Source organism: Enterobacter cloacae complex sp. P13B (assembly GCF_014895915.1).
Taxonomy (GTDB): domain Bacteria; phylum Pseudomonadota; class Gammaproteobacteria; order Enterobacterales; family Enterobacteriaceae; genus Enterobacter; species Enterobacter bugandensis.
Genome location: NZ_JADBQN010000027.1, coordinates 60631 through 85542 on the forward strand (window position 1 = coordinate 60631; position 24912 = coordinate 85542).

24 protein-coding genes and 3 tRNA genes are annotated in these 24912 nt (G+C 51.2%); 11 read left to right on the forward strand and 16 right to left on the reverse strand.

What is annotated here, in order from left to right; translation table 11 throughout:
- Positions 1 to 88 precede the first annotated feature (88 nt).
- The 6 genes from IM273_RS12945 to IM273_RS12970 all read left to right on the forward strand — a co-directional run bounded on the left by IM273_RS12945 (position 89) and on the right by IM273_RS12970 (position 4848).
- Positions 89 to 1003 (forward strand): branched-chain amino acid ABC transporter permease LivH, encoded by a 915-nt coding sequence (locus IM273_RS12945; protein ID WP_193051457.1) that lies wholly within the window; start codon positions 89 to 91, stop codon positions 1001 to 1003.
- Positions 1004 to 1014: 11 nt separating this feature from the next.
- Complete coding sequence (livM, locus tag IM273_RS12950; protein WP_047367831.1) at positions 1015 to 2289, forward strand: high-affinity branched-chain amino acid ABC transporter permease LivM; 1275 nt, start codon at positions 1015 to 1017, stop codon at positions 2287 to 2289.
- Positions 2286 to 3161: an ATP-binding cassette domain-containing protein gene (locus tag IM273_RS12955; RefSeq protein ID WP_048956507.1), complete on the forward strand. Its 876-nt coding sequence runs from the start codon at positions 2286 to 2288 to the stop codon at positions 3159 to 3161. Before livM ends, IM273_RS12955 begins: the two co-directional genes overlap by 4 nt.
- Positions 3158 to 3874, forward strand: a complete 717-nt coding sequence (locus IM273_RS12960) for an ABC transporter ATP-binding protein (RefSeq protein ID WP_045631541.1) — start codon at positions 3158 to 3160, stop codon at positions 3872 to 3874. The genes IM273_RS12955 and IM273_RS12960 overlap by 4 nt, the downstream gene beginning before the upstream one ends.
- 160 nt (positions 3875 to 4034) lie before the next feature.
- The gene (locus IM273_RS12965; RefSeq protein WP_100170076.1) at positions 4035 to 4394 is read left to right on the forward strand and encodes a CHAP domain-containing protein; all 360 of its coding nucleotides are present in this window, start codon (positions 4035 to 4037) and stop codon (positions 4392 to 4394) included.
- A gap of 1 nt (position 4395) precedes the next feature.
- Complete coding sequence (locus tag IM273_RS12970) at positions 4396 to 4848, forward strand: DUF3828 domain-containing protein (RefSeq protein ID WP_028013673.1); 453 nt, start codon at positions 4396 to 4398, stop codon at positions 4846 to 4848.
- Positions 4849 to 5064: 216 nt separating this feature from the next.
- Here the strand turns inward: IM273_RS12970 and IM273_RS12975 are convergent.
- The 6 genes from IM273_RS12975 to uvrY form a co-directional block, all read right to left on the reverse strand.
- Positions 5065 to 5151 (reverse strand) — tRNA-Leu (locus tag IM273_RS12975).
- A gap of 12 nt (positions 5152 to 5163) precedes the next feature.
- A tRNA-Cys gene (locus IM273_RS12980) sits at positions 5164 to 5237 on the reverse strand.
- Between the two features lie 46 nt (positions 5238 to 5283).
- Positions 5284 to 5359, reverse strand: a tRNA-Gly gene (locus IM273_RS12985).
- 152 nt (positions 5360 to 5511) lie between these two features.
- Complete coding sequence (gene pgsA, locus IM273_RS12990; RefSeq protein ID WP_008500348.1) at positions 5512 to 6060, reverse strand: CDP-diacylglycerol--glycerol-3-phosphate 3-phosphatidyltransferase; 549 nt, start codon at positions 6058 to 6060, stop codon at positions 5512 to 5514.
- Positions 6061 to 6116: 56 nt separating this feature from the next.
- A complete protein-coding gene (uvrC, locus tag IM273_RS12995; RefSeq protein WP_041909391.1) occupies positions 6117 to 7949 on the reverse strand; it encodes an excinuclease ABC subunit UvrC in 1833 nt (610 codons plus the stop codon).
- A complete protein-coding gene (gene uvrY, locus IM273_RS13000) occupies positions 7946 to 8602 on the reverse strand; it encodes a UvrY/SirA/GacA family response regulator transcription factor (protein WP_013096026.1) in 657 nt (218 codons plus the stop codon). The genes uvrC and uvrY overlap by 4 nt, the downstream gene beginning before the upstream one ends.
- A 464-nt stretch (positions 8603 to 9066) precedes the next feature.
- Here uvrY and IM273_RS13005 point away from each other — a divergent pair, with 464 nt between their 5' ends.
- Positions 9067 to 9291, forward strand: a complete 225-nt coding sequence (locus IM273_RS13005; protein WP_014832453.1) for a DUF2594 family protein — start codon at positions 9067 to 9069, stop codon at positions 9289 to 9291.
- A gap of 66 nt (positions 9292 to 9357) precedes the next feature.
- On the opposite strand, the gene sdiA is transcribed toward IM273_RS13005, so the two are convergent.
- The 10 genes from sdiA to IM273_RS13055 form a co-directional block, all read right to left on the reverse strand.
- Positions 9358 to 10080, reverse strand: a complete 723-nt coding sequence (gene sdiA / locus IM273_RS13010; RefSeq protein ID WP_193051455.1) for a transcriptional regulator SdiA — start codon at positions 10078 to 10080, stop codon at positions 9358 to 9360.
- 221 nt (positions 10081 to 10301) lie between these two features.
- On the reverse strand, positions 10302 to 11054 hold the full coding sequence (tcyN, locus tag IM273_RS13015; protein ID WP_028013676.1) for an L-cystine ABC transporter ATP-binding protein TcyN: 753 nt from the start codon (positions 11052 to 11054) through the stop codon (positions 10302 to 10304).
- Positions 11051 to 11719 carry a cystine ABC transporter permease gene (gene tcyL / locus IM273_RS13020; protein ID WP_028013677.1) on the reverse strand — a complete coding sequence of 223 codons (669 nt, stop codon included), beginning with the start codon at positions 11717 to 11719 and terminating at the stop codon, positions 11051 to 11053. Before tcyL ends, tcyN begins: the two co-directional genes overlap by 4 nt.
- A gap of 21 nt (positions 11720 to 11740) precedes the next feature.
- A complete protein-coding gene (gene dcyD, locus IM273_RS13025) occupies positions 11741 to 12727 on the reverse strand; it encodes a D-cysteine desulfhydrase (protein ID WP_193051453.1) in 987 nt (328 codons plus the stop codon).
- Between the two features lie 107 nt (positions 12728 to 12834).
- Positions 12835 to 13635 (reverse strand): cystine ABC transporter substrate-binding protein, encoded by an 801-nt coding sequence (gene tcyJ, locus IM273_RS13030; RefSeq protein ID WP_028013679.1) that lies wholly within the window; start codon positions 13633 to 13635, stop codon positions 12835 to 12837.
- A gap of 86 nt (positions 13636 to 13721) precedes the next feature.
- Positions 13722 to 14273, reverse strand: coding sequence for a flagella biosynthesis regulatory protein FliZ (fliZ, locus tag IM273_RS13035; protein ID WP_028013680.1), 552 nt, complete (start codon positions 14271 to 14273; stop codon positions 13722 to 13724).
- Between the two features lie 54 nt (positions 14274 to 14327).
- Complete coding sequence (locus IM273_RS13040; RefSeq protein ID WP_014170714.1) at positions 14328 to 15047, reverse strand: RNA polymerase sigma factor FliA; 720 nt, start codon at positions 15045 to 15047, stop codon at positions 14328 to 14330.
- A gap of 169 nt (positions 15048 to 15216) precedes the next feature.
- The gene (locus IM273_RS13045) at positions 15217 to 16020 is read right to left on the reverse strand and encodes a glycosyltransferase family 2 protein (protein WP_193051451.1); all 804 of its coding nucleotides are present in this window, start codon (positions 16018 to 16020) and stop codon (positions 15217 to 15219) included.
- Positions 16021 to 16088: 68 nt separating this feature from the next.
- Positions 16089 to 19766 (reverse strand): glycosyltransferase, encoded by a 3678-nt coding sequence (locus IM273_RS13050; RefSeq protein WP_192987302.1) that lies wholly within the window; start codon positions 19764 to 19766, stop codon positions 16089 to 16091.
- A 92-nt stretch (positions 19767 to 19858) separates the two neighbouring features.
- Positions 19859 to 20710, reverse strand: a complete 852-nt coding sequence (locus IM273_RS13055; RefSeq protein WP_049000131.1) for a flagellin domain-containing protein — start codon at positions 20708 to 20710, stop codon at positions 19859 to 19861.
- Between the two features lie 367 nt (positions 20711 to 21077).
- On the opposite strand from IM273_RS13055, the gene fliD reads away from it, so the two are divergent.
- Genes fliD through amyA form a run of 4 tightly spaced genes read left to right on the forward strand, consistent with a single transcriptional unit; the run spans position 21078 to position 24848 of the window.
- Positions 21078 to 22514: a flagellar filament capping protein FliD gene (gene fliD, locus IM273_RS13060; RefSeq protein WP_193055546.1), complete on the forward strand. Its 1437-nt coding sequence runs from the start codon at positions 21078 to 21080 to the stop codon at positions 22512 to 22514.
- Between the two features lie 9 nt (positions 22515 to 22523).
- A complete protein-coding gene (fliS, locus tag IM273_RS13065) occupies positions 22524 to 22934 on the forward strand; it encodes a flagellar export chaperone FliS (RefSeq protein ID WP_049000129.1) in 411 nt (136 codons plus the stop codon).
- Positions 22934 to 23308, forward strand: a complete 375-nt coding sequence (fliT, locus tag IM273_RS13070) for a flagella biosynthesis regulatory protein FliT (protein ID WP_049000127.1) — start codon at positions 22934 to 22936, stop codon at positions 23306 to 23308. Before fliS ends, fliT begins: the two co-directional genes overlap by 1 nt.
- Before the next feature lie 52 nt (positions 23309 to 23360).
- Positions 23361 to 24848: an alpha-amylase gene (amyA, locus tag IM273_RS13075; protein ID WP_047367839.1), complete on the forward strand. Its 1488-nt coding sequence runs from the start codon at positions 23361 to 23363 to the stop codon at positions 24846 to 24848.
- The last annotated feature ends 64 nt before the right edge of the window (positions 24849 to 24912 follow it).

Below are 24912 nucleotides of genomic sequence, written 5' to 3' on the forward strand. Positions count from 1 at the left end.
CACGCTCAACGTCGGCGGGCTTGCCCGTCGGCGCGTAATAAACATCAGGCTGCGCGCCTCGCGCAGCCTATAAAACGAGCGCGCTAAGATGAGTACATTCTTCCTGCAGCAGTTAGTCAATGGCTTAACGCTGGGCTCCGTCTACGGCCTGATCGCCATCGGCTACACCATGGTGTACGGCATTATCGGGATGATCAATTTCGCCCACGGCGAAGTGTATATGATTTCCGCCTATCTCTGCGCTATTGGTCTGGCGCTGCTCTCTTTCTTCGGGCTTGAGTCCTTCCCCCTGCTGATTCTGGGTACGCTGGTGTTCACCATCGCGGTAACTGGCGTGTACGGCTGGACTATCGAGCGTATCGCCTACAGGCCGCTGCGCAACTCCACGCGCCTGGCGCCGCTTATCTCCGCCATCGGGATGTCGCTTATCCTGCAAAACTACGCCCAGCTGAGCCAGGGCCCGCGCCAGCAAGGGGTGCCGACCATGCTCGACGGCGTGATTCGACTGCATCTTGGCGACGGGTTCGTGCAGATAACCTACACCAAAGTGTTTATTCTGCTCGCCTCGTTTGCCGGCATGCTGGTGCTTACGTGGATAATCAACCATACCCGGCTGGGGCGGATGTGCCGCGCGGTACAGCAGGATCGCAAAATGGCCTCTATTCTGGGGATCAACACCGACCGGATTATCTCCCTGGTCTTTGTTATCGGCGCGGCGATGGCCGCCCTGGCGGGCGTGCTCATCACCATGAATTACGGCACCTTTGATTTCTACGTCGGGTTTGTGATTGGCATTAAGGCCTTTACGGCGGCGGTGCTCGGCGGTATCGGTTCCCTGCCCGGCGCCATGCTCGGTGGCCTAATCCTGGGCGTCGCGGAAGCCCAGTTCTCGGGCATGGTGAACTCGGACTATAAAGATGTCTTCTCGTTTGGCCTGCTGGTCATGATCCTGATTTTCCGGCCCCAGGGTCTGCTCGGGCGCCCGGTTGTGGCCAAAGTGTGAGGAAGAGAATGATGACATCGCACGGTTTTTCTCTAAAGCGCTGCGTTCTGGACGCGATTTTTTCCGGGCTGATTGCGCTGATTATCTTCGGCCCGATTGCTGGCGTGGTGCTGGACGGGTACAGCTTTAACTTTGCCGGACAACGGCTGGCCTGGATGGTCGGCATTGTAATGCTGGGGCGTTTTCTCTTGAGCGCTTTTTTGGGTACCGCCGCGGGCGCTCGTTTCCAGGCGCGCTTCGAAGCCGATAACGCGGGCGTCTATGTTAGGTCTCCGGACTACAAAAGCCGCATGCGCTGGATTATTCCTCTGGTGATTGCGCTTGCGGTTTGCTTCCCGTTTGTCGCCACCAAGTATGTACTGACCGTCGCCATTCTCGGGCTGATCTACGTGCTTCTCGGTCTGGGGCTGAACATCGTCGTGGGGCTGGCCGGCCTACTGGACCTGGGGTACGTCGCCTTCTACGCGATTGGCGCGTACGGTCTGGCGCTGGGATACCAGTATCTGGGGTTAGGCTTCTGGAGCATGCTGCCGCTGGCGGCAATCATGGCCGCCGCCGCCGGTGCCCTGCTCGGTTTCCCGGTACTGCGCATGCACGGCGACTATCTGGCGATCGTCACCCTCGGGTTCGGGGAGATCATTCGCCTGATCCTGAACAACTGGCTGACCTTCACGGGGGGGCCAAACGGCGTTTCAGCCCCTCCCCCCACTTTTTTCGGCCTGGAATTTGGACGACGCGCGAAAGAAGGCGGCGTGCCTTTTCACGAGTTTTTCCACCTGACCTACAACCCGAACATGAAGTTTATCTTTATCTATACCGTACTGTTCCTGGTGGTGATGCTGGTGCTCTACGTCAAACACCGCCTGACGCGGATGCCGATTGGCCGGGCGTGGGAAGCCCTGCGAGAAGACGAAATTGCCTGCCGCTCGATGGGGTTGAATCACGTCCTGGTGAAGCTCTCCGCCTTTACGCTGGGCGCGTCGACCGCGGGGATTGCCGGGGTGTTCTTCGCAACCTATCAGGGGTTTGTGAATCCGACCTCCTTTACATTCTTTGAATCCGCGCTGATCCTCGCCATCGTGGTGCTGGGCGGCATGGGCTCTACCCTTGGCGTGGTGCTGGCCGCCTTCGTGCTGACGGTAACGCCGGAGTTGCTGCGCAGTTTTGCGGAGTACCGCGTCCTGCTGTTTGGCATGCTGATGGTGGTGATGATGATCTGGCGTCCACGCGGCCTGATCCGCATTAACCGCAGCGGGTTTGCCGTGCGTAAGGGCGTGGCGCCATGAACGGGACGATATTGCGCGTGGAACATCTGATGATGCACTTCGGTGGGATTAAGGCGCTTAACGATGTAAATCTGGACGTGCAGCGCGGCTCCATTACCGCCCTTATCGGGCCAAACGGAGCGGGAAAAACAACCGTGTTTAACTGCCTGACGGGTTTCTATAAGGCCTCCGGCGGCAATATTTTATTTTCTACCCGCACTAAAACGACCAACGTTATTCAGGTCCTCGGACAAAAATTCCAGCCGGGCGACTGGATTAACCCCGCGCAGTTCGGGCAGCGCCTGTTCTACAAAATGTTTGGCGGAACGCACCTGGTGAACCGCGCCGGGCTGGCGCGCACCTTTCAGAACATCCGCCTTTTTCGCGAGATGTCTGTCGTGGAAAACCTGCTGGTCGCGCAGCATATGCGCGTTAACCGCAATCTGCTCGCCGGGATCTTAAACACGCCGGCATATCGGCGGGCAGAAAGCGATGCCCTGGACAGGGCCTTCTACTGGCTGGAGGTGGTGGACCTGGTGGAGTGCGCCAATCGCCTGGCGGGAGAGATGTCGTACGGGCAGCAGCGGCGTCTGGAGATCGCGCGGGCAATGTGTACCGGGCCCGAGATGATCTGTCTGGATGAGCCCGCCGCCGGGCTTAACCCGGTCGAAACGCATAAGCTGAGCAGCATTATTCGTTTCCTGCGCGATCGTCATGACATCACGGTCTTACTGATTGAACATGATATGGGGATGGTGATGGAGATTTCGGACGACATTATCGTGCTCGACCACGGCGATGTCATTGCCAGAGGGAAACCCGAACAGATCCAGCATGATGAAAAGGTGATTGCTGCCTACCTGGGTACGGACGAAAGCGAGGTGTCCCTATGACCGAACCGCTGCTGGCATTTCGCAAGGTGGATGTGTTCTACGGTGCCATTCAGGCGCTGAAGCAGGTCTCCCTGGAGGTCAATAAAGGTGAGACCGTGGCGCTGATTGGCGCGAACGGCGCGGGTAAATCGACACTGCTGATGTCTATCTTTGGCCAGCCGCGCATCCGGAGCGGGCAGATTCTGTTCAGTGGTGACGACATTAGCCATCAATCCACCCACTACGTCGCCTCCGGCGGCATTGCGCAGGCGCCTGAAGGCCGGCGTGTCTTCCCGGATATGACCGTCGAAGAGAACCTGCTGATGGGAACCATCCCCATCGGCAATCGGTTTGCGGCTGAAGATATGCAAACCATGTTCGACCTGTTCCCTCGCCTCAAGGAGAGGCGCAAGCAGCGCGCGATGACCATGTCCGGCGGGGAGCAGCAGATGCTGGCGATCGCCCGGGCGCTGATGAGTCGTCCCAGACTGCTGCTGCTGGATGAACCGAGCCTGGGCTTAGCGCCGATAGTGGTAAAGCAGATCTTCCAGACGCTGCGCGAGCTGGCCCGCAACGGCATGACCATTTTTCTGGTGGAGCAGAATGCGCACCATGCGTTGAAGCTTTCCGACCGCGGATATGTGATGGTTAACGGGCAGATCCGGTTGAGCGGCAGCGGGGAGGAATTGCTGGGGAATCAGGAGGTGAGGAAGGCGTATTTGGGCGGATATTAAAACGCCCGCGATAGCGGGCATAAAGATGCCGTATGGATTAACCAAACACCATTATCCAAACAGATAGTGGTTTAATTCCGATCACCCTTATTTACAAAAAACTGCAACTTACAGGCGTAATGTTTCCTTGTTAACCATTAAGTCTATAAGGGATTAAATTATGTGGAGTGCCCACAAAGCCGCAGTTTACGCCCGCCAGCATGCGGGCGAGCATAGCCAGAAAAGATGTGCAGAATTTGTTTCAAAAGCCATTCGCGCTGGCGGTGCTAATCTGCAGAACACACATTATGCTAAGGATATGAAAAGCAATTTGATTTTGGCTGGCTTCCATCAGATTTACGGCGAGCCTGTTGAGGGTGACGTGGCAGTGATCCAGCCTACAGCCCATCACCCCTATGGCCATGCATGCATCTATGGCGGGAACGGCGTCTGGTACTCTGATTTTGTTCAGCGAACAATGTATCCGGGAAAAGAATACCGGGAAGTACAGCCAGCGTATGCAATATACAGGCATGACTAACATGAAAAAAATAATTCTTGCTGCCCTGCTTCTGCCCACTCTCGTATCAGCTGCACAGAAGCTACCCCCTGAGGCATCCGCCGCCCTTCAGTTTAATAAGTGGTACATCTCGCAGATTCTTAGCGGGAAAGAGCCAATAAAAAACTATGAAGCGCTGAGCCGATACGTTACCCGCGAAACAATCAGCAAACTCAAAGCCATGGATAAGCTGGATCCGGATGAATATGACGTGCCTGACGTCGATATGTTCATAAAGGCCCAGGGATATGATGATGACTGGGGCATCGTCAGTGCGCGGGCATTAGATTACGATGCCGCATGCATGCAGGTGTATATATCATTCGGCAAAAAGCGGGATCACACCGTGATTGACTGCATGGTCAAAGAAAATGGCGCATGGAAAGTTCAGTCCGTGGCAAGCGTGAATATTTCTGACAACCTGAGCGCAGAATGATATCGGCGATATGACAGGGGTACTGATGCAATGCATCTTCGCGAATCCCTGTCGTATCGCCGACAAATACACCTTCGCTCTGGATAACTGAATAACTGAATAACTGAATAACTGAATAATAACAATGATGCAAGAAAGTGGATTTCAGGCACAAAAAAACCACCTTTCGGTGGTTTCACGACACTGCTTATTGCTTTGATTATTCTTTGTTTCCCATGGTACCCGGAGTGGGACTTGAACCCACACAGCGCGAACGCCGAGGGATTTTAAATCCCTTGTGTCTACCGATTCCACCATCCGGGCTCGGGAAGAAAGTGGAGGCGCGTTCCGGAGTCGAACCGGACTAGACGGATTTGCAATCCGCTACATAACCGCTTTGCTAACGCGCCGTAAAACTTTTCTAACTGACACCCGCTATTGCGCATGTCTTTAATCTGGAGCGGGAAACGAGACTCGAACTCGCGACCCCGACCTTGGCAAGGTCGTGCTCTACCAACTGAGCTATTCCCGCATGTTATCAAGTTAACTGCTAACCACTTGATTTCATTATCGTCCGGCTTGCTGTGCCGCCGTTCGATGCGTTGCATTCTACTGATATGACGTGATGAGTCAACGTTATTTTTTGCTTGTCTGGATTGTTTGCTGAAAATTACGGCGAAACGATCACTGATCAAGCAAATCCCCGCGCGCAGCGTTCAAATATTGCAGCATTGACCACAGCGTCAGCACTGCCGCCACCCACAGGAGGCCAATCCCCGCCCACTCAACCCAGGCGTTCGGACGCCAGAGCATCCACACCAGCGCCGCCATCTGCGCCGTCGTTTTCACTTTACCAATCCAGGATACCGCCACGCTGCTGCGTTTCCCCAGCTCCGCCATCCACTCACGCAGCGCAGAGATGATGATCTCACGGCCAATCATAGTTGCGGCGGGCAGCGTCACCCACCAGGTATGATAGTGCTCAGCCACCAGCACCATCGCGATCGCGACCATCACTTTATCCGCTACCGGATCGAGAAAGGCGCCGAAACGGGTGCTCTGGTTCCAGCGGCGCGCCAGATAGCCATCAAACCAGTCAGTTACCGCTGCGATAAGGAAGATCAATGCGCAGGCGAACGGTGCCCAGACGACCGGCAGGTAAAACGCCAGCACAAAGAACGGAATGAGTACAACACGAAAGAGAGTGAGCAACGTAGGGATATTATATTGCATAGTGACGGTAACTATTTGTTGTCAGTAAAATTTAGCTCTATGTTGCTACAGAGCCCTCAATGTTTCAACGAGTAGTAGATCTTTTCTGCCAGCCCTTGCGAAATACCCGGCACTTTTGCAATTTCCTCCATACTGGCGTTGAGTAATCCTTGCAATCCGCCCATATACTTCAGCAGCATCTGGCGGCGTTTTGGCCCAACGCCCTCAATAGTCTCAAGCGTGCTCGTGTTTTTGACCTTCGCCCGTTTTTTGCGGTGGCCGCTGATGGCGTGATCGTGTGATTCATCGCGAATATGCTGAATGACGTGCAGCGCCGGGGAGTCCGGCGGCAGGCTGAAGCCCTCACCTTCCGGCTCAAAAAACAGCGTTTCCAGACCGGCCTTTCGATCGGCCCCTTTTGCCACGCCTAACAGCAGCGGATGGTTTTTGTCCCACTCAACGTCGAGCGACTCGAATACCGCTTTCGCCTGACCTAGCTGCCCTTTCCCACCGTCGATAAGAATCACGTCCGGGATCTTGCTCTCTTCAATCGCTTTACCGTAGCGACGGCGCAGCACCTGATTCATGGCAGCATAGTCATCACCCGGCGTGATGCCGGTGATGTTATAGCGGCGATACTCGGCGCGCAGCGGGCCGTTGGCGTCAAATACCACGCAGGACGCCACCGTCTGCTCACCCATCGTATGGCTGATATCGAAACATTCCATTCGCTTCACTTCCGGCAACTTCAGGAGCGTCGCCAGCGCGGTTAAACGCTGGCTCACCGTCGATTGCTGGGACAGTTTAGTGGTGAGCGCCGTCGCCGCGTTGGTCCGCGCCAGCTTCAGATAGCGTGCACGGTCGCCGCGCGGTTTGGTTTGAACATTGACCCGGCGCCCCGCCAGTTCAGAGAGCGAATCGGCCAGCAGGGTTTTATCATCGAGGCTAAAATCGAGCAGGATCTCCGAGGGCAGCGTACGCATCTGGCTGCCCTGAAGATAAAACTGGCCAACAAAGGTTTCCACCACTTCACCCAGCTCGGTGCCGCCAGGCACCTTCGGGAAATAGCTGCGGCTGCCGAGCACTTTGCCCTGGCGAATAAACAGCACATGCACGCAGGCCATGCCGGCGTCGAAGGCCACGCCAATAACGTCGAGATCGTCGCCGGTATTTGAGACAAACTGTTTCTCAGTGACTCTGCGCACCGCCTGGATCTGGTCGCGGATCCGCGCAGCCTCTTCAAACTCAAGTGCGGCGCTGGCTTTTTCCATTCTGGCGATCAGCTGGGTTAAAACCTGATCGTCTTTGCCAGCTAAGAACAGGCGTACATACTCTACCTGCTGCGCATACTCGTCTTCACTGACCAGCCCGGCAACACAGGGGCCAAGGCAACGCCCAATCTGGTACTGTAAACACGGGCGCGAGCGGTTGCGGTAGACGCTGTTTTCACACTGGCGGATCGGGAAGATTTTTTGCAGCAGCGCCAGCGTCTCCCGCACGGCATAGCCATTCGGGAAGGGACCGAAATATTCCCCTTTCGCGTGTTTTGCGCCGCGGTGCATCGCCAGACGCGGATGGGTGTCACCACTCAGAAAGATAAACGGATAGGATTTGTCGTCCCGCAGCAGCACGTTATAGCGCGGCTGGTAAAGCTTAATATAGTTGTGCTCAAGCAGTAGCGCTTCCGTCTCGGTATGCGTCACGGTGACATCAATATTCTGAATGAGTGAGACCAGCGCTTCGGTCTTACGGGAGGCAAGGTTACTGCGGAAATAGCTGGAAAGACGCTTTTTAAGATCTTTGGCCTTCCCCACATAGATAACCGTACCGCCAGCGTCATACATCCGATAGACGCCTGGCTGGCTGGTTACGGTTTTCAGAAATGCTTTTGAATCGAATACATCACTCACTGACTTAACAACGTCTCCGCGTTACATAAACCATGCCGGATGGCCAGATGAGTCAGTTCAACATCACCATGAATGTTCAGTTTACTGAACATACGATAACGATAGCTGTTGACCGTTTTCGGGCTGAGATTCAGCTGCTCTGAGATCTCATTCACTTTCTGACCCTTGGTGATCATCAGCATAATCTGCAATTCACGCTCAGACAAACTGGCAAACGGTGATTCCGTTTTCTCGGGTTCGATCTGGCTCAGCGCCATCTGCTGCGCAATGTCGGAGGCAATGTAACGCTGCCCGGCAAATACAGAACGGATAGCATTGACGACCTCCTGCGGTGCGGCGCCTTTGCTGAGGTAACCGGCTGCCCCCGCCTGCATCACCTTCGCGGGAAGCGGATTTTCAGTATGCACGGTCAGCATGATGACTTTTGTATCAACAAAGGTACGCGCGATTTTGCGTGTTGCCTCAAGGCCACCGATACCGGGCATATTCATATCCATCAGCACCACATCGGCCGAGTTTGTGCGGCACCATTTTACGGCATCTTCCCCACAGCACGCCTCACCGGCAACTTTTATACCTTTAATATCTTCAAGAATGCGTCGTATCCCTGCGCGCACCAGTTCGTGGTCATCAACAAGAAGGACGTTGATCAAAGGAAATGTCTCCAGAATAGGGATAACGCTACTGAGTGATAATTTGGCTTATATTAACGGTTTTCATCACAAGATTAAAACGTTAAAAAATCGGCTATTCGATTTTGCTCTCGTTTTTGGAAATTAGCCTGTACAGTCCATGGAAAGAGAGCCCTTGCCATCAGAGCTTTTGCGGCAATTTTTAAGCATCTGTATTCAAAAAGTTACAAAAAGCTTGCACGCTTTCCTCGCGGAAAAACTGTTCTCAATTTTTGTAACAATAATTAACGGCGAGTAAACCAGGCGCAAACAATTAATAGCCGTACCAGAGCATCAGTTTACCGGCTGGCTCTGTTTACGCAAATAAACACTGGCGTAAAAGTACGAAAAACAACCGCTGCATTTTTTGCTGCAGCTTGTGGTATACTCCGCCGCCTTGACTTTCGTCGTCGCGCTTTAGCGCCGTTTAATAATGAGGAAAATAAATGAGCACACCTGAATTTGCCACTGCGGAGAATAACCAGGAACTGGCACAGGAAGTAAACTGCCTGAAAGCGCTGCTAACGCTGATGCTGCAGGCGATGGGCCAGGCTGATGCTGGTCGTGTGATCATTAAAATGGAAAAACAAATCGCGCAGATGGAAGACCAGGCGGAATCGGCCGTATTTGCTAACACCGTTAAGCAAATCAAACAAGCGTACCGCCAGTAACAAAAAACGGCTGGATGCAGTGCATTCAGCCGTCCACTCGTCTGTCACGCAGAACGTACTCTCTAATCAGATCAGTCCCGTAGCCGCCGCATAACAGGCAATCTGCGTCTTGTTTGGCGCATTAAATTTTTTCTGCATATTCTTCTGATGGAAGTTAACCGTATTCTCTGAAATAGAGAGAATGATGGCTATTTCCGCCGACGTCTTCCCTTCCGCGGTCCATTTCAGAATTTCTCGTTCGCGTTTGCTGAATTTCATCTCAGGCGGCATAACCATCTTATCTTCAAAACGCAGCAGCGCGGTTAATGCCATTTGCACCAGCATCTGCAGCCGCAACTCTATTTCCTCGCCGGCAAACGGTCCTTCCTGCGCGCGAGTACGGGAAACAGAGAGGAAGCCGAGCGCATGATTAGGCAGCATCAGACACTGCGTTATTCCCGAACGTAGACCGAAGTCCTGCGCCCCATGCCATAATTCCTGAGCATCCGCAAATAATTCGTCCGTCCAGGGTAAATGCCCCTGAATGAAATTCTCCGGCTTTAGCACCGGATCGATGGTGAAATAGTTCTCTGATTGATATTGCGCCAGCCACTGTTGCGGATAAGTGGCATGCACAGCAATTTTAGGCCGCGTAAACGGCACCGGATGGCGCACACAGAGTGAGTAGTAATCGAATTCCAGCGCCTGAGTTTGTCGCTGAAGTTCATGATATACCTCGGCAGCACAGGTCAATTCCTGAAACCGCAGGGAGCAATCCCGTCGCCAGGTGAAAAAGTCTGAATCCTTCATACTTACTAAAAGAAGCCTCTGAAAAGATAATCATTATTATGGTGAATATAACCTAACACATAAAACTTATTTCTAACTACAAAATATCGGCACTAGCACAATTAACTGTGCTATGGATAAGGATTATTCTGTTCGGGTAGAATAAAAGAACACCATTTAAGGCGATGAGCGAGAATTATTTGCTCCAGAAGAACTTTCTGGAGCAAATGAGTACATAAATGCTACTGCATAAGGAATTTTTCCAGGAACTGACGGGTTCGCGGTTGCTGAGGGTTAGCAAATAAGCTTTTCGCCGGTCCCTGCTCCACAATCCGCCCCTGGTCCATAAAGATGGCTCTGTCCGCCACGTCGCGCGCAAAGCTCATTTCATGGGTCACGATAACCATCGTGCGTTTTTCCTGCGCCAGCTGGCGGATGGTGTTCAGCACCTCACCCACCAGTTCTGGATCGAGCGCGGAGGTCGGTTCATCAAACAGGATCACGTCAGGGCGCATCGCCAGCGCGCGCGCGATGGCCACGCGCTGCTGCTGCCCGCCCGACAGGCGGCGCGGATAGCTGGTCTCTTTCCCTGCCAGCCCGACTTTGGCGAGCAACTCGCGGGCGCGTGCCGTCGCTTCCTCTTTGGGCTCACCTTTTACAATGACCGGTCCTTCAATAATATTTTCCAGCACCGTGCGGTGCGGGAATAGATTGAAGCTCTGGAACACAAAGCCAACATGCTGACGCAGGCGGCGAATCAACCCTTTCTGCTGGCTGATGGATTTACCGGCATCAATCGTTATCTCCCCAACCCGAATGGTGCCCCCTTCCGGCTGCTCAAGCAGGTTGATACTACGCAGCAGCGTGGTTTTCCCCGACCCGCTCGGCCCAATAATCGCCACGACTTCTCCCTGCTCAACTTCTAGGTCGATGCCGTGGAGCACCGTTTGCCCGTGGAATTTTTTCACCAGGTTTTTGACGTCAATTGCACTCATTTTGGATCACGCTCCTGGCGGTTAAGCTGGTTTTCAAAGTAGTTTTGCAGAGCAGACAACACCGTCGCCATCACCCAGTAGATCAGCGAGGCGGCCAGATACATGGTGAAAACTTCAAGGGTGCGCGAGGTAATGAGCTGCGCCTGACGGAACAGCTCCGGCACCTGGATGGTTGCCGCCAGAGAGGTATCTTTTACCAGGCTGATGAAGCTGTTGCTCAGCGGCGGAAGCGCTACCCGCGCTGCCTGCGGCAGAATGGCGCGACGCAGCGTCTGCCACGGCGTCATCCCGATACTGGCCGCCGCTTCCCACTGGCCTTTATCAATCGACGAGATCGCCGCGCGCAGGGTTTCGGAGGTATAGGCCGCCGTGTTAAGCGACAGGCCAATCATCGCCGCCGGGATCGGATCGAGCTCGATGCCGAACTGCGGTAAACCGTAGTAGATCATAAAGAGCTGAGCGATAAGCGGCGTACCGCGAAACACGGAAATATAAAAGCGCGCCAGCCAGCGTACCGGCAGGATGGGCGACATGCGCATTAAGGCCAGTACAAAGCCCAGCACAAGACCGAAGAACATCCCGCCGATACTGAGCTGTAGCGTGAATACCGCACCTTTCAGCAGGAATGGCAGGGAATCAATAACCAGTTGAATACTTTCTTGCATTATTATTTTTCGACCTGATTTTTAGACATGAGGATGATAAGCAAACAGCGCGGGCGCCCCGCCGGTGTGCACAAATAAAATCGGCCCTTCATCCTTAAAGCGTTTCTGCGCAATGCCATCGATAAGCCCGGCCATCGCTTTACCCGTATAGACCGGATCGAGCAGTATACCTTCAAGGCGCGCCAGCAGCTTAACGGCTTCCATCCCCTCTTCATTAGGCGTACCGTAGCCCGGCGCAAAATAGTCATCCCAGAGCAGGATCTCGGCCCTGGCCTTCAGCTCCAGCTGCTCTGCCACCGCCTGTTGCAGCGCCACTACTTTTGGCTTCTGGTCCGCGACGCTGCGGGAAACCGTCACGCCAATCAGCTCGACATCCGGCAGAAGCTGTTCCAGCCCCACCGCCAGCCCGGCATGCGTGCCCGCGCTTCCGGAGGCGACAACGACCGACGAGAGGCCAACGGCGCCATCGCACTGCTGGGCGATTTCCAACGCGCTTTCCACATAGCCCAGCGCGCCCAGCGCGTTCGAACCGCCGACGGGAATAACGTAGGGGCGGAAACCCTGCGCTTCCAGACGCGTCGCCAGCTCATCGAGCTGCGCGGTCGGGTCGGTCAACGCATCCACCATCTCCACCTGCACGTTAAACAGATCCAGCAGCAGACGGTTACCGTTGGACAGATAGTTTTCAGCCCGCGTGCCAATCGGGTTTTCCAGCAGAGCCACGCAGTGAAGCCCGAGTTTTGCCGCCACGGCGGCCGTCTGACGAACATGGTTGGACTGAATGGCCCCGGCAGTAATAAGCGTATCCGCGCCTTCGCGCAGCGCGTCAGCCGCCAGAAACTCCAGCTTGCGCAGCTTATTGCCCCCCATCGCCATCGGCGTCACGTCATCGCGCTTAATAAAAATATCGCGTCCCAGATAATCAGAAAATCGCGGCAGGTACTCCAGCGGCGTCGGCGCACCGATAAACTCCAGACGGGGAAAGCGCGTTAAATCCTGTAGTGACATGGACTCTCCGGTAACTCAGACAAAATGTGATATTTTTCATTATGCACGCAGACGCGTAAGAAATAAAAAAGGCGCTTTTAAAAGCGCCTTTTTTCCAGGTCACCGACTTATTTGGTGACGTCTGCCCCGAACCACTTCTCAGACAGCGCCTTCAGGCTGCCGTCTTTCTGCATGTCAGCAATCGCGGAATCAATGGCTTTCACCAGATCCTCGTTGCCTTTACGGACGGCCACGCCGGATTCCTGACGAGAGAACGCATCACCCGCTACTGCCAGGGTATTGTTGGTTTTCTTCACCAGATCCAAAGCGGCCAGACGGTCAACCAGAATGGCGTCGATACGGCCTACGCGCAGGTCCTGATATTTCGTCGGGTCATCATCATAGGTGCGGATGTCCACGCCCTGAACGTTCTGGCGCAGCCACTCTTCGTAGTTAGTTCCCAGACCGACGCCGACTTTTTTGCCTTTCAGATCGGCAGCGGATTTAATGGAGCCTTCGTTACCTTTCTTCACCAGCGCCTGAATACCGGACACGGTGTACGGCGTGGAGAAGTCATACTTCTTCTTACGCTCGTCAGAAATGGTCACCTGGTTAATCACCACGTCAATGCGTTTTGAATCCAGTGACGCCAGCATACCGTCCCATTTGGTCGGTTTCAGGGAGGCTTTAACGCCGAGGTGCTTCGCCAGTTCTTCTGCAAATTCCACTTCAAAACCGGTCAGCTTGCCGTCATCGCCCTGGAAGCTGAACGGAGGATAGGTTCCTTCCAGCCCGACCAGCAGCGTACCGCGCTCTTTTACTTTATTCAGCAGGTTTTCTGCGGCGAACGTTTTCACGCTCATGCCCGCAACCAGCGCGACGGCCATAACACCCATCAGCGCCTGACGACCCAGAAGTGCAAATTTCATAAATACCCCGATATAGTGGAATTTTTACGTAGTGTAGAGAAATCGCCTGCAACGTCAAAGGCGACTGCGCTACATCTTATTCTTTTTTAATATATATCAGAAGTTGTTCCGGCGAGCGCTTTCTGCTTCACGGAACCCGGCATTTGCACCTTATATTGCGCATACTTGCGCAGCGCAATACGGTAGTTGTTGGTGCTGGTTGCAGGCAGCCACGGCTCCAGATTTTCATCCAGATAACCGGTCTTCAGCAGATCGCGAGAGATATTGTTAACGCTCAGATGCTGCCCAAGACGGCGCAGGCGAACCACATATTCGCGCACGGTGCCGTGGCTCATCTCCGTTTGTTCAAACAGGAATTGTTTGAAGCCGATGATATCGAAGAAGTCGCTTTGCTCTTTGCAGTGGAGATCGCCACAGAAACGGCAAAGCGCCACCCACTCTTTTTGCTCTTCGAGCCACGCGGCTTCATCCATTAACGTGTCGAGGCGAGAGATAGCGATTTTATTCACGATCTCGCCCCGGCGAACCAGCGTGATACGATCGAGTAATTTGTTACAGTGGGCGCAATGCGTCTGGCTGTGTTTAAAGTCTTTCAGGTAGCGGCTTAAAGGCCGTCTTTTAGATTGCTGCACCGTCATGATAACTCCTGGTTGTCAATACGTTGTGCGGCATTTTTCGGGTGATTGGATCACCTATAACTTACCCAGTTTGGTTCGTAAGCGTTTAATGGCCTGGCTGTGCAGCTGGCTAACCCGCGACTCCCCCACCTCCAGAACCGCGCCAATCTCTTTGAGATTAAGCTCTTCCTGGTAATAAAGGGTCAACACCAGCTGTTCGCGCTCGGGCAGAGCTTCAATCGCTTCCATTACGCGCTGGCGTAAATTCCCTTCCATTAAATGGTGTAACGGGTTTTCCTGCTGGTGCTCGTCCGTCACCAGCTCGATGCTATCGCCATGCTCTTCGCGCCACTCGTCATAGGAGAAGAGTTGGCTATTATTGGTATCGAGCAACATCTGACGATACTCTTCAACAGCAATGCCAAGACGTTCCGCCACTTCGGTTTCCGTTGCGTTGCGTCCCAGTTCCTGTTCCAGCTGCCCCATCGCATGCGCCACTTCGCGCGCGTTGCGGCGAACGCTGCGCGGCACCCAGTCGCGGCTGCGCAGCTCGTCCAGCATCGCACCACGAATACGCTGAACTGCGTAAGTCGTAAATGCCGTTCCTTGCAGAGCGTCGTATCGGTCAACTGCATTCAATAACCCGATACCGCCCGCCTGTAGCAGATCGTCAAGTTCCACGCTCGCCGGCAAACGCACCTGGAGGCGCAATGCTTCGTGACGCACCAGCGGGACATAACGCTGCCACAGCGAGTGTTTATCCATTACACCTTCAGCGGTATAGAGTGAATTCACGATAAACAGCCCTGCGTTAGTTGAGTTATCGGCATGATTATCCGATTCTGCAGGGCGTTCAATTGGATGAATAATGGGTGAAATGGGGGGTTATTTTGAGATTAGATCAGGAAAAACAGCAGCCAGTGGTTTTTCCGCAACTGGCTTGCTGAATGTTATAATGCACTCTTTAATGACTAACTGCATATTTTTTATAGATTTTTCCCAATTGCCGAGTGACTTTTTTTGTATTCTCAATAGTAATATCAGTAGGCATGAGACCACGCTTTTGTTTAAAACGTTGCAAAGCCACTGTCACTATCGCCCTGAAAGTGAGTTCGCCTGAAATTGTGGATTGCTTAGTACTCCATCCTTCATCACCAATATAATCTTGTGAGTCTGCGATGTCTGCAAAATAACCGAACGGAGGATGCATGCCAGCATCAATAATCGCAATAGTATGATCAACATGCTCAAGAGCATTATAGAAACGTTCGTCCATCAGACCCACTGTATCGAGCGCCAATGCAGTGTAGTAACTAAATGCTCCCACGCAGGAAGGGAACATAAATAGTTTTTCACTTGCATAATCGCACCGCATTCGCACGAGTGGCTGTCCCTGTGGATTAACATTCAGTAACCCATGCTGACTAAAATTAAAATGTTGTATGCCTGTGAGTCGGGCCATTTCAATATAGCGAAGAAAAACATCATCCCGTTTAACAAAAACGTCATCCTCAATAAGAAAATAGTGGTCAACGCCTTTTTCTTGCAGATATGACAGGGCCCGATTTTTGCTGCACCCGACCCCGAGATTTTCCTCATTCAAAATATAACAACAATCAAGACCTGAATACTCAGGATAATGTTGTCCGTCATTAATAATAACCAGTTCATCAATATATTGGCGCGGCAGAGAGTTAAATAGTTTAAGCAAACCGTCTTTACGATTAAAAGTGACGATCCCCACACCAATTTTTTCACCCTGATACATACATCATTTACCTATTCTTCGTTTCAGACACCGCCAGTTTCTGACGCTTTCCCACTTGGGTACAAGCATTAGCCTATCCAGGCACGTTGCCAATCATCCAGACCACTCTCTCTTAGCATCCAGTCTCGGTGTACTGCGTTGCGCAGTTGTTCCCCAGCCTTATTAAGTGCATTCCTGTCGTAAATATGCTCACGAACAGCAGAAATCCACGCACTGGGGGTATTTTTTACCCGATGAACGGGCAGGCCACAGCGATAGGGTTCGATATCGGTGCAGATAATGGGGAATCCACAACTTCCCAGTTCTAAGAGACGAAGATTACTTTTACATTCATTGAACCGATTCTGTTCAAGCGGGACCAATGCCAGATCAAGATCAAGTTCACTCAACTTTTGCGGATAATGTTCAAAAGGTACAGGTAAATGGAATTCACAATTGACACCTGCAGGTTTCATCCCCATAAACACCCATTCCACTTCATCCTGTAATTCATGAATGATAGGTAACAATATTTCAAGATCGCCCGTATGGCTCGAGCCTCCTGCCCAGCCTACACGAGGTTTTTTGCCACAACGTTTAGCAGACTTGAGGGTTCCCCACAGTTCCATATCCAGACGATTTTTTGCCACACGGATATCCGAATGGAAACGAGAATAAGCTTCAGCCAGCGGCTCAGTCGAAACAACAACCCAGTCGGCCAGAGCAAGGGCTGAACTCAGGCGATTCTGAATGTCTTTTGGCACATTCTCCCTGAAAATATTTTTCTCCGGGACGTCTAAATAGTAATCATCAAATTCCATAATAATTTTGGCATTACAGACCTGACGATAGCGTTTTACTGTCTGAGGAATATCATCAGCAATAGGTACTTCAAGAATCAGTCGATCGGGCTGGAATTGGGCCACTTCCATCACCGTTGGCAGTCCCAAGATCAATCCACCATCAGCTTTCAGCTCTTGCTGAAGTGCATGAAGAGGTTTAATGACGCGATAATTACCACATCCTGTCCAGTTAATGTGGGTCCCCATGATCACAGGTAACGGCCTTCCTGGCAGCGCATTCGGTAAGCGCGACATACGTGTATTTAGGCTGAATGTCGACCCGAGACGGTTCATATTAGAATTATAATAAGGATCACGTGCCAGTTCTGCTCCCCATTTATCAAGTAGCGCATCATGACATGCTTCATCCGCATGAGTAGCGACTGAAAATTTTTCTGGGAACAAACGCGAAGCTCCGCCAAGGTGCTTAACGCTGCTAAAAGGTGTCCACAAGGTGATATAACCTTGCGCTTTTGCTTTTAATGCCAAATCAACGTCAGCGTAGTAGATCGGGAAATTCTCTTCATCGAATCCGCCAAGCTCATCAAATACTTCTTTACGCATCATCATGCAAGCCGCACTTACTGCATGAGCGCCCCGAGGGATCTTCAACCGGCTAAGAAAGCCGCTTTCTTCCTGAGAGCTTCCTCTCCCACAGACAGTCACGCCGTCATTGATGCCCGTGATATACCCACCATGCTCCAGCGTGCCATCAGGATAGACAAGTTTACTACCTACTATACCGACTTCCGGGCGTTGAGCGAGTTCGAGCAATGCCCCCATCCAGTTGCCTTCATTAATTTCAATATCATTATTCATAAACAACAGGTATTCACCTGTTGCATAACGGCTGGCATAGTTGTTGATAGAGGCAAAGTTAAACGCCGCATCCCAGCGCAGAACTTTAATTTGCGCCAACTGCATGGACTCAAGCTGGTCCAAGTACTTTCTCGCATCTTCATCAGTAGAACCATTATCAACAATAATAATTTCATACAGATGGTACGCCGTTTTCTCCATCAGAGAGTCTATACACCGCTGGAGTAACACCAGACGGTCCCGTGTTGGAATAATCACCGACACCTTTGCGATGGCTGGAAGTTGATACATCACGAACTGAACGCCAGGCTCTTCGCCAGCTACGATCTTTGCATGTATGCCACAGCGTGAAAGATGCGCGGCAGTGATGATTTTCATTTCATCCATGATGGCGGGATTTTTACACCACTCACTAATGCTGATGGTCCCGGAGATCAACGCCTCAGGAATATGGCCGATTACGAGAGGACCTTTTTCTTCAATTAATTTCCAACAAATATCGATATGACTCAAATACTGATAGTCAGTATTAAAGTCATTGTGGCGACTTACTGCATCTTTTGAAACAAAGACACTGGAACCGATGTAAGGATGTGCACGCAGCATATCTATATCACATTCCGGCTTCAGAATTAAGCCATCTTCATCATCATTACGTATAACGAGCTCGTCAAAATACCAAAGTTCCCGCCGGGGATCACGCATCGTAAACTCGGCACAGGTAAGTAGCGCATGCTCTTCCAGAGTATTGCCCGAGTCCATAATGAGCAGATTAGTTGACGTGATTTCATCCACCGCCCGGTTGAGATTATCCACGAAGCGTATTGTCGGGCAATCGTTAATATCAAATGATGGCAGTTTTCCTACTACGATGATTGCGTCGGCACTTAGTGTTTGGTTATTAACAGAAAGCAAACTCGCACGCAGCTTATTTCGATCGCCTTCGCGATCAATAATTATGACAGTAATACTGGCACAGGTAGGGAAAGACTGAAGCAAAGTCCCTATAATAGCGGAACGCAGCGGAGTTGGTTTTCTTTCATTTATCCAACTACTCACCGATCGCGTTGTTTCTTCCCCAAAACTGTCCATAACCTTACGATGAAATTCAAGGTTACTGTGCTGTTCCTGCGAAATTTGTAGTTTTTTCGGCGCAGGTAAACGATCCAGTATCTTGCCTACGCAGGTGTCTAAAGAAAATTGCGCGTTTGCTTCAGCCCGGTATTCCCAGGCCCAGCAGGCTGCCTGCGGGTAACCGTCAAGGATTTCTTTGACCCAGCGGTTTTGGTTAACAATTTTGGAAGCACCTGTCAGTGCAAAATGATAATCAGTTCGTTCCAACAGATTTGCTTCTGTTAGATAACCATGCGAGGAAATACCGTCTGATATCACAACCGGCAACCCCATACTCATGGCATATACAGCGCGCGCTTCATCGCCAATAATTAGCTGATATTGTGACAGCAATTCTGGGGTTACGGGGCCAGGCGCAGAGTCCAGATTATAATAATCTAGTTCAATATTTTTGGTCTTGAATAACTCAATAAGCTCCACTAAATTCTTATTATAACCAGTAGAAATCAGCAGTGCTTTTTCGAGTTTATCTGTGAAGACCCTTCCGGCAGAAGAAAATTGATTATTAATGGTAAGCGGAAAAATCTTGATCCGCGGTTGTTTAATGCCCTTTTCAACTAAGCGGACATAGCTGGCGGTTGAGCAGGCAAAACTGGTGCTAGAAAGCGCATTTTCAGCATCTGCGCCATAGGGTAAATCATAGTCAGCATAGCTGTAAAAATGATGAAAGAAGACCCTGGAAACACAATCTCCTCGCATAAAAGTCGTATTCAGTACGGCCGGGATATAGCCGTTAAATATCCACATCAGGTCGTAGGAAGCATGCAACTTACCATTGGGTTGTTCCAATAACCGAATGTTTTTATTTTCATTTATGACATTTAAATTGTTGAGCCAATACCGACCCGTTGTTTTGGCAACAACATCGACCTGCCAGTTATGACGATGAAAATATTCTATCAAATCAAAAAATATACTCTCGTGTTGACCGTAGTGTTCGAACCTGTCAATGGTAAGTAAAATTTTGCGCATAATATTTTCAAGTCTATCAACATAAAAGTGGAGTGAGGCAATATAACAAAAACCCGGCAACGCCGGGTTTTGAAATATCAAGGGCGTAAGAATTAACGCAGCAGAGACAGCATTGCCTGAGGAACCTGGTTTGCCTGAGACAGTACAGAAGTACCAGCCTGTTGCAGGATCTGTGCACGTGACATGTTAGACACTTCGGTTGCGTAGTCAGCATCCTGGATACGAGACTGTGCAGCAGACAGGTTAGTCACTGAGTTGTTCAGGTTGTTAACTGTAGATTCGAAACGGTTTTGCATTGCACCCAGGTTGCTACGCGCGCCGTCGATACCTTTAAGAGCAGTATCAACTGCATCAATAACCGCTTTTGCAGTGGCGTTGTCGCTAATTGCTGCAGTACCGCCAGAAAGTGCAGTACCCGATGCCAGGGAGCTCAGTTTAGCATTGATCAGAGAATCAGAGCCGATGCTGATGGTATCACCGGCTTTAGTGTTCGCACCAACCTGAATGGTTACGCCGCCGCTCTGAGAACCATCCAGCAGGTTTTTACCGTTGAAGTTCGCAGCACCTGCGATACGGTCAATTTCAGATAGACGCTGGTTGATCTCGGTATTGATAGAGGCCATGTCAGTATCTTGGTTGGTGCCGTTTGCTGCCTGTACAGACAGTTCACGGATACGCTGCAAGTTGGTGTTAATTTCGTTCAGGTTGCCTTCAGCAGTCTGAATCATAGAGATGCCATCGTTGGCGTTACGAGCAGCCTGAGTCATGCCCTTGATCTGTGAATTCATGCGGTTAGCAATCGCCTGACCAGCAGCATCGTCTTTCGCGCTGTTGATACGCAGGCCAGAAGACAGACGCTCAATCGCAGTACCCAGAGCAGACTGAGATTTATTCAGGTTGTTCTGAGTAGACAGGGATAACAGGTTAGTATTGATTACTGACATATTTTAATTCCTTCAAATTGGATTCTAGGGTCGGTGCTTAACACTCACGGCGTCTCTCACCGTCAAAAAGGTTATCGACGAACGTCATGAAGACTTTAGAATTTTCATTGAGTTTTTTTTAATTAACTGATTTTAAATGAAAAATATTCATCAGCATGGTAAAAAACCACGATTTCTACTGGCGTTCAGCCTTTTATTGTAAGAAGAAATATCCCCGAACTGCATCCTTCCTACCGATAACAAAGAGGGTATATGCCGAAAGGAATGCCGCTTATTCTGCCGATAATTTTATCAACTAATGATTAAACTATTTTCTCCTCTCGCCGATAACTAGCTGAAACTACCATTGACTAAAGGAAACAATCTAATGGCAAGTGCAACAATCAGTAGTCTTGGCGTCGGCTCAGGTTTGGACTTACAGACGCTCTACACTAACCTTGAAACCGCTGAAAAAACAAAATTAACAACAATAACGAATCAGCAAACCTCTTATAATGCGCAGCTCAGCGCATTCAGTAAGCTGCAAAGTGCGATGCAAACGCTCAATACCGCCACTGCAGCACTCTCTAAAACTGACACATGGAACGCAACAGCAGTCGGATCGACCAATGCCTCCTTTACGGCAACCACGGCAACGGGAGCCACCGTCGGCAGCTATACCGTTCAGGTTAAATCGCTGGCAAAAGCACAGGTACTGACTACTGCGAGTCAGGCTAGCGCGACCTCGCAGTTAGGCGCAACAACGGGTGGAACTCGTACGATAACCATTGCACAAGCCGGCTCGACAACGCCGCTGACCGTTACGCTCGGTGATTCCGATACCTCATTAAATGGAATCGCCAGCGCGATCAACAAAGCGAACGGGAACGTTACTGCTACCGTCATTAAAGCGAAAGACGGTGACTACACTTTAATGCTGACCTCTAAAACATCTGGTACAGCAAATGATATGACGGTGAGCGTCTCGGGCGACAGCACATTACAAAATATCATTGGATATGATTCTTCAACTCACACAGGCGTGATGAATCAACAGACGGCATCCAAAAATTCGCAAGTTATTATCAACGACATCACGATTGAGCGTTCAACTAACACGATTACTGATGCCCTGCCGGGTATTACCCTGAGTCTTAAAAATGAGAGCACGAGCAGTGAAAATCTGGATATTACTCGTGCTGCTGACACCACTCAAAAAGCCATAACTGACTGGGTAACTGCCTATAATGCTTTACAGTCGACCATTACATCCGTCACCAAATATATAAAGGTTGATGCCGGTGAAAGCCAGTCTGCAAATAACGGCGCGTTAATTGGCGATAGCACGGTACGCTCGGTGCAATCTCAGCTACGCGGATTATTAACTGAGGTGCAGTCAGGCTCTTATGCAATCCTGGCTCAGCTGGGTGTCACGCAAGATACCGCGACGGGGGCCGACGGTTCGTTAGGCAATCTTAAGATTGACTCGACCAAATTGAGCAAAGCGTTAACGGATAATCCAGAAGCGGTACAGGAATATTTTGCCGGTGATGGGAAAGCAACCGGCCTTGCGACACAAATGGGCACGATGCTCACAAACATGTTAAGCACGACCGCGGGTAAAGAAGGGATTATCAAGAATGCGACTGACGGTATAAACACGACGCTTAAAACGCTTGATCAACGCTATGACGCGATGGAAGCAAATATAGAAGCCACAATGGCGCGATATAAGGCGCAATTCACGAATCTGGATACGTTGATGAGCAAAATGAACAATACATCCACCTATCTGAAACAGCAATTTAGTTCGTCCAGCAGTTAAGGAATAATCATGTACTCACAAATTGGTGCGCGTGCATATCAACAAATCGGTCTTGAAAGTGCGGTAATGAGTGCAAATCCGCACCAACTTGTGACCATGCTTTTTGACGGGGCACTCAGTGCCCTTGTCCGTGCTCGGCTTTTTCTCAACGAGGGTCGTGTTGCCGAAAAAGGTGAAGCTTTGTCGAAAGCGATAAATATCATCGACAACGGGTTGAAGGCTGGTTTGAACATGGAGATTGAAGGTCCGCTTTCTGCGAACCTTGCAGCACTTTATGACTATATGATTCGTCGTCTGTTACACGCTAATTTACGTAATGACGAAGGGGCAATTGTCGAAGTTGAGGACTTATTGAATAACATTGCTGACGCGTGGAAACAAATTGGCTCTAATGTCTCCTCTCACCAGGATAATTTTTAATGAACAACCCCAACTCTGCTCTTAGCGCCTGGCAGGCGCTACATGATCTCAGCCTTTCAATGCTCAAGCTGGCTAAAGCAGGCCAGTGGGACGATCTCATCACGCAAGAAATCACTTATGTTCAACTTATTGAAAATATTTCGCTTAATCCAATAGCATCAGCACCACGGCCCCATATCGAACAGGCCAGATTCTTGCTTGAAAACGTGCTCAAAAATGAAAGTCAACTCAAAGAGTTACTGGCAATTCGAATGGATGAGCTTAGGCATCTCATCGATCAAACCGGCAAACAGCAATCCATCACCTCTACCTATGGAAAGCTGTCAGGGAATATTCTTTATCCAGAAAGTGTTACCCGCGACACACAATTATGATTTCTTCATCCATACTCCAGAAGTCTGCCATATGGCTTCTGGAGCACGGACGATGAAAAACCCCACCCTGTTACAATGCTTTCACTGGTATTACCCCGCTGGCGGTGAATTGTGGCGAGAAGTCACGGCGTTAGCCCCCAATCTTAATGAAATCGGCATCAACATGATCTGGCTGCCGCCCGCGTATAAAGGGGCTTCCGGCGGGTATTCGGTTGGCTATGACTCTTACGATCTGTTTGACCTCGGCGAGTTTGACCAGAAAGGCAGTATCGCCACGAAATACGGTGACAAAGCGCAGCTGCTGGAAGCCATCGACGCCCTCAAAAGCAACGAGATTGCCGTCCTGCTGGACGTGGTGGTGAACCACAAAATGGGGGCTGATGAGAAAGAGCCTGTCCGCGTGCAGCGCGTGAACGAACAGGACCGTACACAAATTGATGATGAAATCATCGAGTGTGAGGCCTGGACTCGCTACACCTTCCCCGCCCGCGCCGGGCAATATTCGCAGTTTATCTGGGATTACAAATGCTTTAGCGGCGTCGACCATATTGAAAACCCGGATGAAGACGGGATCTTTAAAATCGTCAACGACTACACCGGCGAAGGCTGGAATGACCAGGTCGATGATGAGATGGGCAACTTCGATTACCTGATGGGCGAAAACATCGACTTTCGCAATCACGCCGTCACCGAGGAGATCAAATACTGGGCCCGCTGGGTCATGGAACAGACACGCTGCGACGGTTTTCGTCTGGACGCCGTCAAGCATATTCCCGCCTGGTTTTACAAAGAGTGGATTGAGCACGTTCAGGAAGTCGCCGAACAGCCGCTGTTTATCGTGGCGGAATACTGGTCTCACGAGGTGGATAAACTGCAGGCCTATATTGACCAGGTCGACGGTAAAACCATGCTGTTTGATGCCCCGCTGCAGATGAAATTCCACGAAGCGTCGCGCCAGGGACGTGATTACGACATGAGCCAGATCTTCACCGGCACGCTGGTGGAGGCCGACCCGTTCCATGCGGTGACCCTCGTCGCGAACCACGACACTCAACCCTTGCAGGCGCTGGAAGCCCCGGTCGAAGCCTGGTTTAAACCGCTGGCGTACGCGCTGATCCTGCTGCGGGAAAACGGCGTGCCGAGCGTCTTCTATCCGGATCTGTTCGGCGCAAGCTATGACGATACGGGAGGGGACGGTGAAACGTACCATATTGATATGCCGGTGATTGAGCAGCTTCACGAGCTGATCCTCGCCCGCCAGCGTTTTGCCCACGGCGTGCAGACGCTCTTTTTTGACCATCCAAACTGCATCGCCTTCAGCCGCAGCGGCACGGAAGACGATCCCGGCTGCGTGGTGGTGATGTCGAACGGCGACGACGGCGAGAAGGTAATTTGCCTGGGGGAAAACTACGGCAACAAAACGTGGCGTGATTTTCTCGGCAATCGTGAAGAAACGGTCACCACCGCGGCGGATGGCGAAGGCACCTTTACCTGTAAAGGGGGAAGCGTCAGCGTGTGGGTGATTGAGGATGCGTTGTAGAACGGGAAACGTGCGGCCTGATGCCCTCACCCCGGCCCTCTCCCACTGTACAGTCCGGGGACAT